Consider the following 16,429-nt stretch of genomic DNA (forward strand, 5'->3'; position numbering starts at 1 on the left):
ACCGAAGTTCAGGCGCGCCGGCGCTCAATGGGCCTTGTCCCAGTTGGGCCCGACGCCGATCTCGGCCAGCAGCGGCACCCTGAGTTCGGCCACGCCGGCCATCAGGCGCGGCACTTCGCTGCGCACCCAATCGACCTCGTCCGCGGGCACCTCGAACACCAGTTCGTCGTGCACCTGCATGATCATCTTGGTGCGGCGCTCCTGGTCGTCCAGCGCGGCCTGCACGGCCACCATGCTCATCTTGATGAGGTCGGCCGCCGTGCCCTGCATGGGCGCGTTGATGGCCTGCCGCTCGGCCGCCTTCTTGCGCGGGCCGTTGCCACCGTTGATTTCCGGCAGGTACAGGCGGCGTCCGAAGGCGGTTTCCACGTAGCCCTTCTTCTGCGCGGAGGCCACCGTCTGCTCCATGTAGCGCTTCACGCCCTCGAAGCGCTCGAAGTAGCGCTGGATGTAGTTCTTCGCCGCCGTGTTGTCGATGCCCAGGGCCTTGGCCAGGCCGAAGGCGCTCATGCCGTAGATGAGGCCGAAGTTGATCACCTTGGCGTAGCGGCGCTGCTCGCTGCTCACCTGCTGCAGTTCCACGCCGAACACCTCGGCCGCGGTGGCGCGGTGCACGTCCTGGCCTTCCTGGAAGGCGCGCAGCAGGGCCGCGTCCTCGCTGATGTGGGCCATGATGCGCAGCTCGATCTGCGAGTAGTCGGCGCTGGCGATCACGCTGCCCGGCGGGGCCACGAAGGCCTCGCGCACGCGCCGGCCCTCGGGCGTGCGGATGGGGATGTTCTGCAGGTTCGGGTCGTTGCTGGACAGGCGCCCCGTCACGGCCACGGCCTGCGCGTAGTGCGTGTGCACGCGGCCGGTGCGCGGGTTGGCCATCTGCGCCAGCTTGTCGGTGTAGGTCCCCTTGAGCTTGGACAGGCCGCGGTGCTCCAGGATCTTGGCCGGCAGCGGGTAGTCCTCGGCGAGCTTTTCCAGCACCTCCTCGTCGGTGCTGCGCGCGCCGGTGGCGGTCTTCTTGATGACGGGCAGGCCCAGCTTGTCGAAGAAGATCTCGCCGAGCTGCTTGGGGCTGCCCAGGTTGAAGGGCTGGCCGGCGATGGCATAGGCCTCCTGCTCCAGCGCCACGATGCGCTGGCCCAGTTCGTGGCTCTGCGCGGCCAGCGTGGGCGCGTCGATCAGCACGCCGTTGCGCTCCACCCGGTACAGCGTTTCGCTGCTGGCCATCTCCAGTTCGTAGATGAACCTCAGCTTCTCATCGGCCTGCAGGCGCGGCCACAGCACGCGGTGCACGTCCAGGGTCTGGTCGCTGTCCTCGCAGGAGTACTCGGCGGCCTTGGCCACGTCCACCTGGGCGAAGGGGATCTGGTGCGCGCCCTTGCCGCAGATGGCCTCGTAGCTGATGCCCTTGCGGCCGGTATGGCGCTCGGCCAGGCTTTCCAGCCCGTGCGGCTTGTGCACCTCCAGCACGTAGCTCTGCAGCATGGTGTCGTGCTCGTAGCCACGCACCTCGATGCCGTGGTTGGCGAAGACGTGGCGGTCGTACTTGACGTGCTGGCCCAGCTTGGGCCGCATGGGGTCTTCCAGCCAGGGCTTGAGCCGGGCAAGCACCTCGTCGAAGGGCAATTGCTCCGGCGCGTCCGGGCCCACGTGGCGCAGCGGGATGTAGGCCGCCTCGCCGGGCGTCACGCTGAAGGAGATGCCGACGATCTCGGCCACCATTTCGTCCAGCGAGGTGGTTTCGGTGTCCAGCGCGGTCAGCTCGGCCGCCTGCAGGCGCGCCAGCCAGGTGTCGAACAGGTCCCAGCTCAGGATGGTGTCGTACTTCAGCGCGGGACGCGCTTGGCCGGACGCGGGCGCGGGCGGGTCGTCGAACAGGCCTTCGGTGGCGCCGGGCGCCACGGCGGTCGAACCCGGCGCCACCGGTGCCTCCTGGCCCGCCGCGGCCTTGGCGGCGAGCGACTTGAAGCCGTACCTGTCGTAGAAGGCCTGCAGCGCCTGGTGGTCGGGCTCGCCCAGGCGCACCGCGTCCAGCGCGGGCAGGCCGGGCACGAAGCCGTTCAGGTCGCAGTCGGTCTTGATGGTCAGCAACTGGCGCCCCGTGGGCAGCCAGTCCAGCGCCTTGCGCAGGTTCTCGCCGGCCACGCCCTTGATCTCGCCGGCGCGCGCCACCAGCGCGTCCAGCGAGCCGTATTCCATCAGCCACTTGGCGGCGGTCTTGGGGCCCACCTTGTCCACGCCCGGCACGTTGTCCACCGCGTCGCCCACCAGGGTCTGGTAGTCGACCATCAGGTGCGCCGGCACGCCGAACTCGGCCTGCACGCCCGCGAGGTCGCGGCGCTTGCCGCTCATGGTGTCGATGATGGCGATGCGTTCGTTGACGAGCTGGGCCAGGTCCTTGTCCCCGCTGCTGACGACGACGTCGAACCCCTGCGCCGCCGCCGCGTGGGCGAGGGTGCCGATCACGTCGTCGGCCTCCACGCCGGGCACGTCCAGCACGGGAAAGCCCAGCAGGCGCACCACCTCGTGGATGGGCGGGATCTGCGCGCGCAGGTCCTCGGGCATGGGGCTGCGGTGGGCCTTGTACTCGGCGTAGATCGCGTCGCGGAAGGTCGGCCCCGAGGCGTCGAAGACGCAGGCGGCGAACAGCGCGGGCACCTCCTTGCGAAGGCTCTGCACCATGTTGATCATGCCCCGGATGGCCCCGGTGGCGGGGCTCGTCGGGTCGCCCGGCACGGCCCGCAGGTCGGGCATGGCGTGGTAGGCGCGGTAGAGGTAGCTCGATCCGTCGATCAGCAGCAGGGTTCGGGTGGCGTCCTGGGTCATCCCGACATTGTGGGGGAAGGCCGTGCCGGCGGCGGGCCCATGCCACGCGGGGCCACCCCGGTGCCTACAATGCGCGGATGGCCTCCACCCCTTCCCTTCTGCGCGCGGTCCTGCTCGCCGCGCTGGCCGCACCGGCCCTGGCGCAGCAGCCCGCGCCGGCCGAGTCCGTGCCGCTGCAGCGCGCCCCGGGCGATCGCATCGAGCGCATCACGCACGAGGACGCGCTCACCCGCATCGACGAACTGCGCGTGGACGGCCAGACCCAATCCATCCAGGTGCAGCCCAAGAACGGCGCGCCAGCCTATGAAATCCAGCCGCGCGGCGCCGCCAACACCCCCGGCGAAACCGCGGGCCGCCCCTCGGGCAACAGCGGCCGCAGCAGCTGGCGCCTCCTCAACTTCTGACATGGCCGTCTACACCGAGGTCCCGTTCGCCGAAGCCGCCGCCCTCATCGAACGACTGAACCTGGGCACCCTCACCGAGCTGCGCGGCATCCAGGGCGGCATCGAGAACACCAACTACTTCGTCACCAGCGAACGCGACGGCCAGACCGTCGAGCACGTGCTCACGGTGTTCGAGCGCCTGAGCGCCGAGCAGCTGCCGTTCTACCTGCACCTGATGAAGCACCTGGCCACGCACGGCATCCCGGTGCCCGAGCCCGCGGCCGACGCCCAGGGCGAGATCCTGCACCGCGTGCAAGGCAAGCCCGCCGCCGTGGTCGACAAGCTGCGCGGCGCCAGCGAGCTGACACCCACGGCCGCGCACTGCGCCGCGGTGGGCGCGCTGCTGGCCCGCCTGCACCTGGTCGGCCGCGACTTCGAGCGCCGCCAGCCCAACCTGCGCGGCCTGCCCTGGTGGAACGAGACCGTGCCCGTGGTGCTGCCCTTCATCGACGACGCCCAGGCCGCCCTGCTGCGGTCCGAGCTGGCCTACCAGAACCACGTGGCGCAGAGCAGCGCCTACCTGGCCCTGCCACGCGGCCCCATCCACGCCGACCTGTTCCGCGACAACGCGATGTTCGAAGACGGCGCGGTCAGCGGCGTCTTCGACTTCTACTTCGCCGGCGTGGACACCTGGCTGTTCGACATCGCCGTGTGCCTGAACGACTGGTGCGTGCGCCACGGCGGCGACACCGACGGCCAGCCCGAGCCCGCGCTGGAGCAGGCCTTCCTCTCGGCCTACGAAGGCGTGCGTCCGCTGACGCCGGCCGAGCGCCGCCTGCTGCCCGCCATGCAGCGCGCGGGCGCGCTGCGCTTCTGGCTGTCGCGTCTGTGGGACCTGCACCTGCCGCGCGAGGCCGCCATGCTGCAGGCGCACGACCCGGGCCACTTCCAGCGCGTGCTGCGCGCCCGCCTGCCGAACGCGCCCGCGCCGAGCGCGGCGCCGGAGGCCATGGCCGCATGAAGCTCCAGGTCAACAAGGCCAGCCTGGGCTGGATGTGGGTCAAGCTCGGCATGCGCACCTTCCTGCGCCAGCCGCTCGCGATGTCGGGCCTGTTCTTCATGTTCATGGCCCTGGTCTCGGTGCTGTCCATCGTGCCCATCCTGGGCACGGCGGTCGCGGCGGCGCTGGTGCCCGCGGCCACGCTGGGTCTGATGGCCGCCACGCGCGAGGCCGAGCAAGGCCGCTTTCCCATGCCCTCGCTGCTGCTCACGGCCTTCCGGGGCGGGGCCGAGCGCCGGCGCGGCATGCTGCTGCTGGGCGCCATGTACGCCGTGGCGCTGTTCCTGGTCATGGGCGTCGGCGCACTGTTCGCCGACGGCTCGCCCACCCCCTTGCCCGAGGGCACCGCCGAGGTCACGCCCGACATGGTGGGCGCCGCCATCGGCCGCCCCGGCCTGTGGGCGGCCCTGCTGGCTTACCTGCCCGTGCTGATGGCCTTCTGGCACGCGCCGGCGCTGGTGTTCTGGCACGGCGTGCCGCCCGCCAAGAGCCTGTTCTTCAGCCTGGTGGCCTGCTGGAGCAACAAGGGCGCGATGCTGCTCTTCGTCGCCGGCTGGACGGTGGTCTTCATGCTGACCGGCCTGCTCCTGGGCATGCTGGGCTCCATCGTCGGCGGCCCCGAGGTGATGCAGGTGGTGGTCTACCCCATCGTGCTGTTCATGGCCTCGATGTTCCACACCTCGCTGTGGTTCACCGTGCGCGACAGCTTCGCTTTCGACGCGCCCGAACCGAACACCCCCCCCTCGGCCTGAGCCCCGCGGGCGCCCAAAAGAAAAGCCCGCACCGGCCAAGGGTGCGGGCTTTGTTCTGGCGCGAGCGCCGGGTCAGGTACCGATCACGCCGCCATCGTCCTTGGTGATGACGACGGTGGCCGAGCGCGGCAGCGCCGCCCCACCCTCGGGCCAGTGGCTGTTGCCGCCCTCGCCCGGGTGCTGGATGTTGATGAACAGCGTCTTGCTGTCCGGCGTGAAGGTCAGGCCCGTGACCTCGCACTCCACGGGGCCGACGAAGAAGCGGCGGATCTCCTTGGTGCGGGGATCGGCGCACAGCATCTGGTTGTTGCCCTGGTTGGCGTAGTTGCCGGTGTTGCTGTAGTTGCCGTCGGTCTGGATCCACAGGCGGCCATCGCGGTCGAAGCCCAGACCGTCGGGGCTGTTGAAGGTGTTGTCGCTGGTCACGTTGGCCGAGCCCTTGTTCAAGGGGTTGGCCTGGGCGATGGTGGGGTTGCCGGCCAGCACGAACAGGTCCCACTCGAACGTCAGGGCGGTCGGGTCGCCGCCGGTCTCGCGCCAGCGGATGATCTGACCGTAGACGTTGGCCGCGCGCGGGTTGGCGTCGTCGGTCGTCGAACGGCCGGAGTTGTTCGTCAGCGTGACGTAGACCTCCTGGGTCTGCGGATGCACCGCCACCCACTCGGGGCGGTCCATGGGCGTGGCCCCCATGGCGTCGGCCGCCAGGCGCGTATTGACCAGGATCTCGGCCTGCGTGGCGTAGGCGGCGAGGGCCGGGTTGGCCGTGGTCATGGGCATCCACTCGCCGGTGCCCATCATGTCGTTCGCCACGGCGCCGGCGTTGAACTTGGCCACATACAGCGTGCCGGTGTCGAGCAGGTCGCGGTTGTTGGCGGTGTCGCCTTCGATGTAGTGGCCGGCGGTCACGAACTTGTAGATGTAGTCGTTGGCCTGGTCATCGCCCATGTAGACCACCACGCGGCCGTCGGCGGCAATGGCGTAGGCGGCGTTCTCGTGCTTGATGCGGCCCAGCGAGGTGCGCTTCTTGGGCATGGAGGCCGGGTCGAAGGGATCGATCTCGACGATCCAGCCGAAGCGGTTGGCTTCGTTGGGTTCCTTCTGCCAGTCGAAGCGGTCGTGGTACTGCTCGTACTTGCGCGAGGTGCCGGCGCTGGAGAGGCCGTAGCGCAGCTGGTTCGCGTTGCGCGTCATGCCGGGAACGGCGGTGTTGGTGGTGCCGAAGTACTGGTTGAAGTTCTCTTCGCAGGTCAGGTAGGTGCCCCAGGGGGTGAAGCCGTTGCCGCAGTTGTTCAGCGTGCCGAGCGCGACGGTGCCGGTGGCGTCGGCCGTGGTCTGCAGCAGCGCGTGGCCGGCGGCGGCACCGGTCAGCTGCATCGGCGTATCGCCCGTGATGCGGCGGTTGTAGGTGGAGTCCAGCACGATGTTCCACACGCCGGCGGTGCGGCGGATGTGCACCACGCTCACGCCGTGCGCGTTGAGGTCCTTGTTCGCGTCGTCCAGGCTGTTGACCACGCCGTCGGTGAACAGGTACTGCGGGTTGGTGTACTCGTGGTTCATCACCAGCAGGCCTTCATCGCTGCGGCCGGCCAGGGCGAAGTAGTGGATGCCGTCGTGGTTGTCACCCATCTGGCGCGCCTGCGCGGCGGCGTCTTCGCTGGCGTCGCCGGCCCAGGTCGAGCCCGCGCCGGTGGAGAACAGCGGCGTGCCCCAGGGTGCCAGCACCGAGGCGGTGTAGCCCGGGGCGACGTGCACGCTGTCGTCGGTGCCGATGGCGATGCCGGTGAAGCCCAGCAGGTCGGGATCGGCCGCGGGCGGCACGGGCGTCGGGTCGGCGTCGCCGCCGCCACCGCCGCAGCCCGCGAGGCCGGCGGAGAGGAAGGCCACGGCAGCGGCACCCACACCGGTCTTGAACAGGAAGCCGCGGCGGTTGACCGCGCGGTTCACCACGTTCTGGAAGTGCTCGTTCCGGCTGGTGTTGGTGGGCAGGTCTTCGCTATCGAAGTCGAGGGTCATGGAATGTCCTGTGGGGTTGGGAAATACGACAGGCGAGAAGGCTACGCAGGCCTCGTGAAAACCTCGTGAATCCGGTGGCATGGCGCTCGAGCGCACCGCGGGTGGCGGCTCACAACGCCAGCGACGGGCTCCAGCTGTCGGGCAGCGCGTGCGGCCAGCCCACGGTCTGCAGGAAGATCCCTTCCACCTGGCCAGCGATGTGCCGCCAGTCCAGCGCCGCCACCTGCGCGCGCGCCTGCGATGCGGCCGCGCGCACCAGCGCCGGGTCGCGCGCCAGCAGCGCGGCCTGGCGCGCGAAGGCGGCTTCGTCGTCCACCGGCAGCAGCCAGCCGTTGTGCCCGCCGCGCACCCAGTCGCCCGCCGCGGCGGTGTCGAAGGCCAGCACCGGCAGGCCGCTGGCCAGGGCTTCGATGGTGACGTTGCCGAAGGTTTCGGTCAGGCTCGCGAAGGCGAACAGGTCGGCGCTGGCGTAGTGCGCGGCCAGGTCCTCGTCGCGCCGCATGCCGGCGAACACGGCCTCGGGGCAGCGCTGGCGCAGGGCCGCGCGCTGCGGGCCGTCGCCCACGAAGACCAGCTTCACGTCGGGGTTCTGCGCGCGCATGGCCTCATAGGCCTGCAGCACCACGCCCAGGTTCTTCTCGGCCGCCAGGCGGCCGACGGCCACCATCACCAGGCTGCCGTCGCCCGCCCCCCAGCTGGCGCGCAGCTCGGCGCTGCGCCGCGCGGGGTTGAACCGCTGCGTGTCGACGCCGCGCGCCACCACGCTGACGTTGCGAAAGCCGATGGCCTGCAGCTCCGCGCGCAGGCTCTGCGTGGGCACCATGGTGCAGCGCGTGAGGTTGTGGAACTTGCGCAGGTAGGCCACGATGGGCGTCTTGAGCCAGCCCACGCCGTAGTGCTGGCTGTAGGCGTGGAAGTTGGTGCGGAAGTCGGACGTCACCGGCAGGCGCAAGCGGCGCGCTGCCTGCAGGGCCGACCAGCCCAGCGGGCCTTCCGTGGCGATGTGCACCAGATCGGGCCGCCTCAGGGTCCAGGCGCGCACCAGCGCGCCCTTGCCGGGCAGGCCGAGCTTGAGTTCGGGGTAGCGCGGGATGGGCATGCCGCGCATGAGCACCTCGTGAAACCCCGGGTCGCTGCGCGCGGCGTCCTCGCGCGTCTGGCGCGGGCGGACGAGCTGCACCTCGTGGTTGCGCGCGCGCAGGCCCTGCACCAGACGCGACAGCGTGAGCGAAACACCGTTGATCTCGGGCGGCCAGGTCTCCGTCACCACGGCGAGCCGCAGGGACGGGCGGGCGGCCGGGAAGGCCTCCACCAGGATCGTTTCGGCGCTCGTGTCGGGCATGGGGGCATGGTGCGGCGGCTTCGCGGCAGATTGATGACACCGCGACAGCGGCGTGACGCGCGTGTGCCCGCGCGGTGACGCACCGGCGATGTCACCGCGCTGTCACGCGTGGCAACCACCATGCGGCCGCTTTTCCCCTTCTTTCACCTTCTTCCTCATTGCCGACGGAGACCGCCTTGAACGACTTCTTCAAGACCCTGGAGATCCAGCGCTGGGACGACCACCGCTACTACCACCACAGCCGCATCAACCAGTCGCTGCACCTGGTCAGCGCGATCAGCTTCGTGGTCGCGTACGTGATGCTGTGGTTCGATCCCGTGATTTCCGCGCTGATCGCCTGGCTGGTCTCGATGACCTCGCGCCAGGCCGGCCATTTCTTCTTCGAGCCCAAGGGCTACGACCACGTGAACCAGGCCACGCACGAGTACAAGGAAGAGATCAAGGTGGGCTACAACCTGCAGCGCAAGGTGGTGCTCATGAGCCTGTGGGCGCTGGTGCCGGTGCTGGTCTGGATCGACCCGACGGTGATGGGCCTGTTCGAGGCGCACCACGACCACTGGGGCTATACGCGCCACGTGGGCACGCTGTGGCTGGGGCTGGGCATCGGTGGGCTGCTGTTCCGCACCATCCACCTGTTCTTCCTGCAGGACATCCAGACGGGCCTGGTGTGGGCGACCAAGATCCTCACCGACCCGTTCCACGACATCAAGCTGTACCACAAGGCCCCCCTGTACCTCATGAAGGGCCAGCTCATCGACCCGGGCGTCGGGCACCGCTGACGTCCTGGGATGGTGGGTGTTGGGTGCCTGGCGCCCGAACACCCCGCTCGGGCTCGGGGCCGCTGCAGGGCTCAGCCCTTCTGGCGGAACATCGCCGACAGGGTTTCCCTGCGCAACTGCTTGCCGATCGCCTTGGCGTCCACGCCCTCGGGCAGCGTCCACCAGCCGTCGGCCTGCATGGCCCGGCCGGCCGCCACGCAACGCCGCACCACTTCATCGAACGCCGCGTCGTCGAAGTTCAGCGCGAAGATGAACCGACCCGTGCCCACCCAGCTCAAGGCCAGGCCATGCCAGCGCAGGTAGTACTGGAACATCCAGTGGTAGCGGCCCGGCTGCGTGTAGTCCAGCGTCCACACGCTGTGCAGGTTCGCCGCGCGCACCGGCAGGCCGGCGTCGGCCATGGCGGCGTTGAAGCGCTCGCGGCGCGCGTTCCAGCGTTGATCGCCGCCGGCGTACACCGCTCGCAACTCAGGCGTTTCCAGGCGACGAAGGAAGGCGTGCATGCCGCCCATCACGTGCGGGTGCGCATTGAACGTGCCGCGCGCGAAGCACAGGTCGGCGGGGCGCTCGGCGCGGAAACGCTTCATCAGATCGGCGCGTCCGCAGACCACGCCCACCGGGTAGCCGCCCGCGACCGACTTGCCGTAGGTCACCAGGTCGGCCTTCACGCCGAAGTACGCCTGCGCGCCGCCGGGCGCCAGGCGAAAGCCCAAGAAAACCTCGTCGAAGATCAGCACGATGCCGCGTTCGGTGCAGACCTCGCGCAGCCGCTGGAGCCAGCGCGTGTAGGCCTCGCGGTCATAGCCCGCCTGGCGCAGGCCAGTCATCAGCGTGGAGTCGCCCGGCGCGTTGCGGTTCGGGTGCAGGGCCTGCAAGGGGTTGATGAGCACGCAGGCAATGTCGCGGCGCGTGCGCAGCACCCGAAGGCTCTGGTCGTCCATGTCCTTGAGGGTGTAGGTCTCGCGCGGCGGCATCGGGTTGCCGGGGCCGGGCTGCACGTCCTCCCACCAGCCGTGGTACGCGCCGCAGAAACGCACCAGGTGCTTCTTGCGCGTGTGGTAGCGCGCCAGGCGGACGGCTTGCATCACGGCCTCGGTGCCGCTCATGTGGAAGGACACCTGGTCCTGACCCGAGACCGCCTTCAGGCGCGCGATGTTGTCGGCCACCACCGGGTGGTAGGCGCCCAGCACGGGGCCCAGTTCGAGGCCGATGGCCGCGCCCTCTTCCATGCAGGCCTTGTAGAAGTCCACGCCGAAGACGTTGACGCCGTAGGAGCCCGTGAGGTCGAGGAAGCGATTGCCGTCGAGGTCCTCCACCTCCAGGCCACCGGCCGAGCGAACGAAGGCGCCGACCTTCAGGCGTTCGCGCAGGTAGGGGCTGAAGGGAAAGGGCGCGCGGTAGGCACCGGTGAGCTGCAGATCGGCCAGCCCCTCGCGCGCGTCGGCGGTCAGGGCGAGCGAGCGTTCGTAGCGCTGGGCGTAGCCCGCGCACAGGGCGTCGAAGGCCGCGCGGCGCCGCGCGGCCAGCGCGTCGTCGGCGCCGTCGGCCCGGAAGAAGCGGCGCTCGTCGAAGGCGTAGCCCGGCAACCAGCCCGCCAGGCGCTTGGCCCAGCGCGAGTGGCCCGCCAGCGAGCGGTGCTTGGCGCGCGAAAGCTCGAGGCGCTGTTTCAGGTACGGCAAGGCCAGCAGGAGCGAACCGGCTGGCAAGGCATAAGGCAGAAGGGACATGGCGTTCGGGGCGTCGTGGTGTTCCCGCTCTTGTATGGCCCCCGGATGACCCAACGATGAAAGCCTTGCGACAGAATCCCCACGGCCTTGTGCGGCGCCAGCTGCGCCGCCTCGCGCTCAGCGAAGACCTGAACTTCCTGCTCACCAACCGCGTGCCGCGCCTGGCGCTCACGCGCTTCATGGGCTGGTTCAGTCGGATCCGCCAGCCCCTGGTGCGCGACGCGTCCATGGCGGTGTGGAGGGCCTTCACCGACCTCGACCTGAGCGACGCAAAGAAGCCGCGCTTCGACAGCCTGCACGACTGCTTCACGCGCGAGCTGCGCGAGGGTGCGAGGCCCGTCGACACCACGCCGTCGGTGCTGGTCAGCCCCTGCGACGCCATCGTCGGCGCCAGCGGGCGCATCGGCGAAGACCCCTGCGCCCAGGTGTTCCAGGCCAAGGGCTTTCCGTACGCGCTCACCGACCTGCTCGGCGACTCGCCGCGCGCGCGGGCCGCCATCGCCGCCCTGCGCGGCGGCCAGTTCGTGACGCTGCGCCTGACCTCGGCCATGTACCACCGCTTCCACGCGCCCGAGGCGCTCACGCTGGAGCACGTGACGCACTTCAGCGGCGACACCTGGAACGTGAACCCCATCGCCCTCAAGCGCGTGGAGCGCCTGTTCTGCCGCAACGAGCGCGCGGCGCTGTTCGCGCGCCTGGCCGACGGCACGCCGCTGGTGCTGGTGCCCGTGGCCGCCATCCTGGTGGCCAGCCTGCGCCTGCGCGCCCTGCCGCTGCCGCTCAACACGCGCTACCGCGGCCCCGACGAGCTGCCCTGCGAGGCGGCCTACGCGCGCGGCCAGGAGATGGGCCACTTCGAACACGGCTCCACCATCGTCGTGCTGGTGCCGCCGGGCTTCACGCCCGCGCCCGGGGTCGCACCGGGCGCGTCCATTCGCATGGGCCGGCCGCTGCTGGCGCGGCCAGCCTGAGCGCGCGCCCACCCTGTCATGCGCCCGTCACGCCAGCCACGGACGATGGCGCGCAACCCAGCCGACCAGCCAGCACGACGCGGTTGGCACGACGAAGAACGATGGCGGGGTGATCGGCGCCTGAAGCCGCTCGCCATCGCACCCTGCGGGCCCTCCGGTCATTTGGCCGGAGGGCTTTTTTTATCCGCCCCGGACTCAGCGCAGCAGCGCCTCGGCCATCGCCCGGTAGGTGTCCAGCGGCGGTACCTCGCGCGCCGGTCGCTTGGCCGCGTCGTCCCAGCGGCGCAGGCGCAGCGCGTCCTGCGCGTGGGCCAGGCGGTCGAAGGCCTCGCAGCCCGCCGCGTCCAGCGGACCGCCCTGCAGCGCCAGGCTGCGGCGCGAATCGTCCGACAGGGCCCGCAGGTAGCGCGGATCGGCGCACAGGCGCCGCTTGGCCATCACGTGCAGGCCGACCGGTCCGCTCACGGCGGGGCCGAACAGGCGCTGCAGCGCGTCGGCGGCGATCGCTTCGTGGCGGTCGTCGACGCCGGCGGCGCTGGGCGTGCCCGCCACGCCATGGATCAGGTGGCCGACGTCGTGCAACAGCGCGGCGAGCACCAGGGCCTCGCCCGCGCCGCCGCGGCGCGCCAGGTCAGCGGTCTGCAGAGCGTGCTCCAGGTGGGTCACCGGCTCGCCGGTGTAACGCTCGTGGCCGCGCGCGGCCAGCAGAGCCCAGAGTGAGTCGAAGGAAGGGATCATGCGCGTGGAACTGTCAACGGGCTTTCATTGTGTGCAATCAACATGACGGCCCGACGTCCATTCGAAGTACCCCCTTCGCCTTTCCCGTGAACGACAAGCGTTTCGACCTGATCGTGGTGGGCAGCGGCATCGCCGGCCTCGCCCATGCCTGGATGGGGCTGCGCCGTGGCCTGCGCGTGGCGCTGATCGAACGCGACCACCGCTGCGTGGGCGCCTCCATCCGCAATTTCGGCTTCGTCACCGTGACCGGCCAGCGCGCCGGCGACACCTGGCGGCGCGCCCGGCGCTCGCGCGACCTCTGGGCCGAGCTGGCGCCGCAGGCAGGCATCCCCATCGTGCACCAGGGCCTGTGGGTGGTGGCCCAGCGCGCGCGGGCGCTGGACGTGCTGGCCGAGTTCGTCGGCACCGAGATGGGCGAGCGCTGCGAACTGCACCGCGGCCAGGCCTGGGGCGCACGCATGCCGTCGCTCAAGTCCGACGGCGTGGCGGGCGCGCTGTACAGCCCGCACGAGCTGCGCGTCGAGTCGCGCGAAGCCATTCCCGCCCTCGCGCGCTGGCTGCAGGCGCAGGGCGTGCGCTTCATCTGGGGGCAGGAGGTGCTGGGCATCGAGGGGTCCACGGTGCACGGCGCGCAAGGCCAGTGGACGGCCGAGCGCATCGTGGTCTGCCCCGGCACCGAGCTCAATGGCGTGGCGCGGCGCCTGCTGCCCGACCACGCGCTGCGGCTGACGCGCCTGCAGATGCTGCGCGTGCGCCCGTCGGCCGGCTTGCGGCTGGGCGCGGCGGTGATGAGCGACCTCAGCCTGGTGCGCTACCACGGCTACGCCGACCTCGCCAGTTCGGCGCCGCTGCTGGAGCAACTGCGCGCCGAGTGCGGCCCCAGCCTGGACGACGGCATCCACCTGATCGCCGTGCAGAGCGCCGACGGCACGCTGGTGGTAGGCGACTCGCACCACCCGCACGCCACGCCCGAGCCCTTCGCCAGCGAGGCGGTGGACGAGCGCATCCTGGGCCACCTGCACGAGGTGGTCGGTCTGGACCGCTGCGAGGTGGTGGAGCGCTGGACCGGTGTCTATCCGACCGGCCACGGCGCCGACGCGCTCATCCACGCGCCGGCCGACCACCTGCGCCTGGCGCTGGTGACCAGCGGCACCGGCGCCAGCACCGCGTTCGGCATCGCCGAGGACGTGTTCGCGGGCTGGTGACGGGGCCGGGTCGGCGCCGGGCCAGCCATCGGCCTGCCCAGGGCCAGCGCCCGCCTCGACGGTGCGGGCGCTGGACTACTCGATGGGCGTGAGCTTGGCCACGCTCAGCGCCAGCCACTTGGTGCCGTGGCGCGGGAAGTTCACCTGCGCACGCGCGTCGTCGCCCGCGCCTTCCACCGCGAGCACCTTGCCCTCGCCGAACTTGTTGTGGAACACCGCCATGCCGCTCTTGATCGGCGTGCCGCGGTCGGGTTCGGGCGCGGGCGCGCTGGCGGCCTTCCAGGCCGGCGACCACGCCGGCTGCGGCACCGGCGTGCCCAGCGCGCGGTGGCCGCCCCAGCCCGCGCTGCCCGTGCCGCCCCAGCCCGAAGGCTGCGGCGGCGTCAGCCACTTCAGGCAGTGCTCGGGCAATTCATCGAAGAAACGGCTCTTGAGGTTGTAGCGCGTCTGGCCGTGCAGCAGCCGCGTCTGCGAATGGCTCAGGTACAGGCGCTGGCGCGCGCGCGTGATCGCCACGTACATCAGCCGGCGCTCCTCTTCCAGTCCGTCGCGGTCGCTCATGGCGTTCTCGTGCGGGAACAGGCCTTCCTCCAGGCCGACGATGAAGACGCAGTCGAACTCCAGGCCCTTGGCCGCGTGCACGGTCATGAGCTGCACCGCGTCCTGCCCGGCCTGGGCCTGGTTGTCGCCCGATTCGAGCGCGGCGTGCGACAGAAAGGCAGCGAGCGGGCTCAGGGTCTCGCCGGTGTCGGCGTCGGGGGCCAGGGGCTCGTCGAGCACGGGGACGTTCAGGTCCAGGCCCTGGCTGGCGGGGCTTTGCGTCAGCGCCACGGCCTCGCGGCCGAAGCCTTCCTGCATCACGAAGCTCTCGGCCGCGTTGACCAGTTCTTCCAGGTTCTCCACGCGCTCCTGGCCTTCGCGCTCCTGGCGGTAGTGCTCCACCAGGCCGCTGTGCTCCAGCACCAGTTCGACGATGCCCTTGAGGTGGCTGCCCTCGCTGCGTTCGCGCATCACGTCGATCTTGGCGACGAAGCCCGCGATGGCCGTGCCCGCGCGCCCGGTGACCGCGCTCACCGCGTCGTGCAGCGAACAGCCGGCCGCGCGCGCCACGTCCTGCAGCTGCTCCACGCTGCGCGCGCCGATGCCGCGCGGCGGGAAGTTGAGCACGCGCAGGAAGCTGGTGTCGTCGCGCGGGTTCTCGATCAGGCGCAGGTAGGCCAGGGCGTGCTTGATCTCGGCGCGCTCGAAGAAGCGCAGGCCGCCGTACACGCGGTAGGGCAGGCCGGCGTTGAACAGCGCGGTCTCGATCACACGGCTCTGCGCGTTGCTGCGGTAGAGGATGGCGATCTCGCTGCGCGGCGTTTCCTCGCGCACCAGGGACTTGATCTCGTCGACCACCCACTGCGCCTCGATGAAATCGCTGGGCGACTCGTTGATGCGCACCGGCTCGCCCGCGCCCGCGTCGGTGCGCAGGTTTTTGCCGAGGCGGCGCTGGTTGTGGCCGATGAGGTGGTTCGCGGCGTCCAGGATGTTGCTGACGCTGCGGTAGTTCTGCTCCAGCTTGATCTGGTGCTGCACGCGGTACTCGCGCACGAAGTCGGCCATGTTGCCCACGCGCGCGCCGCGAAAGGCGTAGATGCTCTGGTCGTCGTCGCCCACCGCGAACACCGCGTTGCCCGCGGCCACGTCCAGGCCCTCCATGGGGGGCGGCGAGAACAGCTTGATCCAGGCGTACTGCAGCCTGTTGGTGTCCTGGAACTCGTCGATCAGGATGTGGCGGAAGCGCCGCTGGTAGTGCGCGCGGATGGCGTCCTGGTCGCGCAGCAGCTCGTAGCTTCGCAGCATCAGCTCGCCGAAATCGACCACGCCTTCGCGCTGGCATTGCTCCTCGTACAGCGCGTAGAGCTCGACTTTCTTGCGCGTCTCTTCATCGCGCGCGGGCACGTCGCGCGGGCGCTGGCCGTCTTCCTTGCAACCGGCGATGAAGTACTGCAGCTGCTTGGGCGGGAAGCGCTCGTCGTCGACATTGAACTGCTTGCACAGGCGCTTGATGGCCGAGAGCTGATCCTGGGTATCCAGGATCTGGAAGGTGGCCGGCAGGCCCGCGAGCTGGTGGTGCGCGCGCAGCAGGCGGTTGCACAGGCCGTGGAAGGTGCCGATCCACATGCCGCGCACGTTCACCGGCAGCAGGGCCGACAGGCGGGTGACCATTTCCTTCGCCGCCTTGTTGGTGAAGGTCACGGCCAGCACGCCGCCCGGTCCCACCTGGCCCGTTTGCAGCAGCCAGGCGATGCGCGTGGTGAGCACGCGCGTCTTGCCCGAGCCTGCGCCCGCGAGGATGAGCGCGTGTTCGGCGGGCAGGGTGACGGCGGCGGCCTGCTCGGCATTGAGGCCGGCGACCAGCGGCGAGGGATTCGGGGCGGTGTCCAGGGGCATCGACGGATTGTAGAAAGCGCCCGCGCGCAGGCCGCTCCATACGTGGGGGCATATGAACCCCATACCGGGCGAGGGACGGGCCATCGGTCTAGAATCGCGCACCGGGCCCAAGATTCTTGCGCCCGGTTTCTTTTTGCCCGCCGCGGCAGGAGAACCGGCCAGGCCAAGCGCTCATCTGTTCGACAACAGCTTTCTGGAGCTTG

The 16,429-nt window shown here is 70.4% G+C and carries 12 protein-coding genes; 6 read left to right on the plus strand and 6 right to left on the minus strand.

Annotation, left to right across the window (positions count from 1 at the left end):
* Positions 1 to 24 precede the first annotated feature (24 nt).
* Positions 25 to 2,820: a DNA polymerase I gene (gene polA, locus DY262_RS05930; RefSeq protein ID WP_116958048.1), complete on the minus strand. Its 2,796-nt coding sequence runs from the start codon at positions 2,818 to 2,820 to the stop codon at positions 25 to 27.
* A gap of 77 nt (positions 2,821 to 2,897) precedes the next feature.
* Here polA and DY262_RS05935 point away from each other — a divergent pair, with 77 nt between their 5' ends.
* The 3 genes from DY262_RS05935 to DY262_RS05945 are packed head-to-tail and all read left to right on the plus strand — an operon-like array spanning position 2,898 to position 5,015.
* On the plus strand, positions 2,898 to 3,224 hold the full coding sequence (locus DY262_RS05935) for a hypothetical protein (RefSeq protein ID WP_116958049.1): 327 nt from the start codon (positions 2,898 to 2,900) through the stop codon (positions 3,222 to 3,224).
* A gap of 1 nt (position 3,225) precedes the next feature.
* A complete protein-coding gene (locus DY262_RS05940) occupies positions 3,226 to 4,224 on the plus strand; it encodes a homoserine kinase (protein WP_116958050.1) in 999 nt (332 codons plus the stop codon).
* Positions 4,221 to 5,015: a BPSS1780 family membrane protein gene (locus DY262_RS05945; RefSeq protein WP_116958051.1), complete on the plus strand. Its 795-nt coding sequence runs from the start codon at positions 4,221 to 4,223 to the stop codon at positions 5,013 to 5,015. The genes DY262_RS05940 and DY262_RS05945 overlap by 4 nt, the downstream gene beginning before the upstream one ends.
* Before the next feature lie 72 nt (positions 5,016 to 5,087).
* Here DY262_RS05945 and DY262_RS05950 read toward each other — a convergent pair whose 3' ends face one another.
* Positions 5,088 to 7,028, minus strand: a complete 1,941-nt coding sequence (locus DY262_RS05950) for a PhoX family protein (protein ID WP_116958052.1) — start codon at positions 7,026 to 7,028, stop codon at positions 5,088 to 5,090.
* A 109-nt stretch (positions 7,029 to 7,137) separates the two neighbouring features.
* Positions 7,138 to 8,370 carry a glycosyltransferase family 4 protein gene (locus DY262_RS05955; RefSeq protein WP_116958053.1) on the minus strand — a complete coding sequence of 411 codons (1,233 nt, stop codon included), beginning with the start codon at positions 8,368 to 8,370 and terminating at the stop codon, positions 7,138 to 7,140.
* Between the two features lie 176 nt (positions 8,371 to 8,546).
* Between DY262_RS05955 and DY262_RS05960 the strand changes: the two genes are divergently transcribed.
* Positions 8,547 to 9,149, plus strand: coding sequence for a hypothetical protein (locus DY262_RS05960; protein ID WP_116958054.1), 603 nt, complete (start codon positions 8,547 to 8,549; stop codon positions 9,147 to 9,149).
* Between the two features lie 71 nt (positions 9,150 to 9,220).
* Here the strand turns inward: DY262_RS05960 and DY262_RS05965 are convergent, their stop codons facing one another.
* On the minus strand, positions 9,221 to 10,876 hold the full coding sequence (locus DY262_RS05965; RefSeq protein ID WP_116958055.1) for an aminotransferase class III-fold pyridoxal phosphate-dependent enzyme: 1,656 nt from the start codon (positions 10,874 to 10,876) through the stop codon (positions 9,221 to 9,223).
* A 56-nt stretch (positions 10,877 to 10,932) separates the two neighbouring features.
* Between DY262_RS05965 and asd the strand changes: the two genes are divergently transcribed.
* A complete protein-coding gene (gene asd / locus DY262_RS05970; RefSeq protein WP_116958056.1) occupies positions 10,933 to 11,847 on the plus strand; it encodes an archaetidylserine decarboxylase in 915 nt (304 codons plus the stop codon).
* A 195-nt stretch (positions 11,848 to 12,042) separates the two neighbouring features.
* On the opposite strand, the gene DY262_RS05975 is transcribed toward asd, so the two are convergent.
* Positions 12,043 to 12,585, minus strand: a complete 543-nt coding sequence (locus DY262_RS05975; protein ID WP_116958057.1) for an HD domain-containing protein — start codon at positions 12,583 to 12,585, stop codon at positions 12,043 to 12,045.
* An 86-nt stretch (positions 12,586 to 12,671) separates the two neighbouring features.
* Between DY262_RS05975 and DY262_RS05980 the strand changes: the two genes are divergently transcribed.
* On the plus strand, positions 12,672 to 13,790 hold the full coding sequence (locus tag DY262_RS05980; RefSeq protein ID WP_116958058.1) for a TIGR03364 family FAD-dependent oxidoreductase: 1,119 nt from the start codon (positions 12,672 to 12,674) through the stop codon (positions 13,788 to 13,790).
* 75 nt (positions 13,791 to 13,865) lie between these two features.
* Here the strand turns inward: DY262_RS05980 and DY262_RS05985 are convergent, their stop codons facing one another.
* On the minus strand, positions 13,866 to 16,226 hold the full coding sequence (locus DY262_RS05985; RefSeq protein ID WP_116958059.1) for a UvrD-helicase domain-containing protein: 2,361 nt from the start codon (positions 16,224 to 16,226) through the stop codon (positions 13,866 to 13,868).
* Positions 16,227 to 16,429 lie beyond the last annotated feature (203 nt).

Source organism: Hydrogenophaga borbori, assembly GCF_003417535.1.
In the GTDB taxonomy this organism is placed as follows: Bacteria; Pseudomonadota; Gammaproteobacteria; order Burkholderiales; family Burkholderiaceae_C; genus Hydrogenophaga; species Hydrogenophaga borbori.

Bases quoted from the DNA above. Each gene is read 5' to 3' on its own strand.
- polA (WP_116958048.1), bottom strand. From the start codon at position 2,820: ATGACCCAGGACGCCACCCGAACCCTGCTGCTGATCGACGGATCGAGC.
- DY262_RS05965 (WP_116958055.1), bottom strand. From the start codon at position 10,876: ATGTCCCTTCTGCCTTATGCCTTGCCAGCCGGTTCGCTCCTGCTGGCC.
- DY262_RS05985 (WP_116958059.1), bottom strand. From the start codon at position 16,226: ATGCCCCTGGACACCGCCCCGAATCCCTCGCCGCTGGTCGCCGGCCTC.
- DY262_RS05950 (WP_116958052.1), bottom strand. From the start codon at position 7,028: ATGACCCTCGACTTCGATAGCGAAGACCTGCCCACCAACACCAGCCGG.
- DY262_RS05955 (WP_116958053.1), bottom strand. From the start codon at position 8,370: ATGCCCGACACGAGCGCCGAAACGATCCTGGTGGAGGCCTTCCCGGCC.
- DY262_RS05935 (WP_116958049.1), top strand. From the start codon at position 2,898: ATGGCCTCCACCCCTTCCCTTCTGCGCGCGGTCCTGCTCGCCGCGCTG.
- DY262_RS05940 (WP_116958050.1), top strand. From the start codon at position 3,226: ATGGCCGTCTACACCGAGGTCCCGTTCGCCGAAGCCGCCGCCCTCATC.
- DY262_RS05945 (WP_116958051.1), top strand. From the start codon at position 4,221: ATGAAGCTCCAGGTCAACAAGGCCAGCCTGGGCTGGATGTGGGTCAAG.
- DY262_RS05975 (WP_116958057.1), bottom strand. From the start codon at position 12,585: ATGATCCCTTCCTTCGACTCACTCTGGGCTCTGCTGGCCGCGCGCGGC.
- asd (WP_116958056.1), top strand. From the start codon at position 10,933: ATGAAAGCCTTGCGACAGAATCCCCACGGCCTTGTGCGGCGCCAGCTG.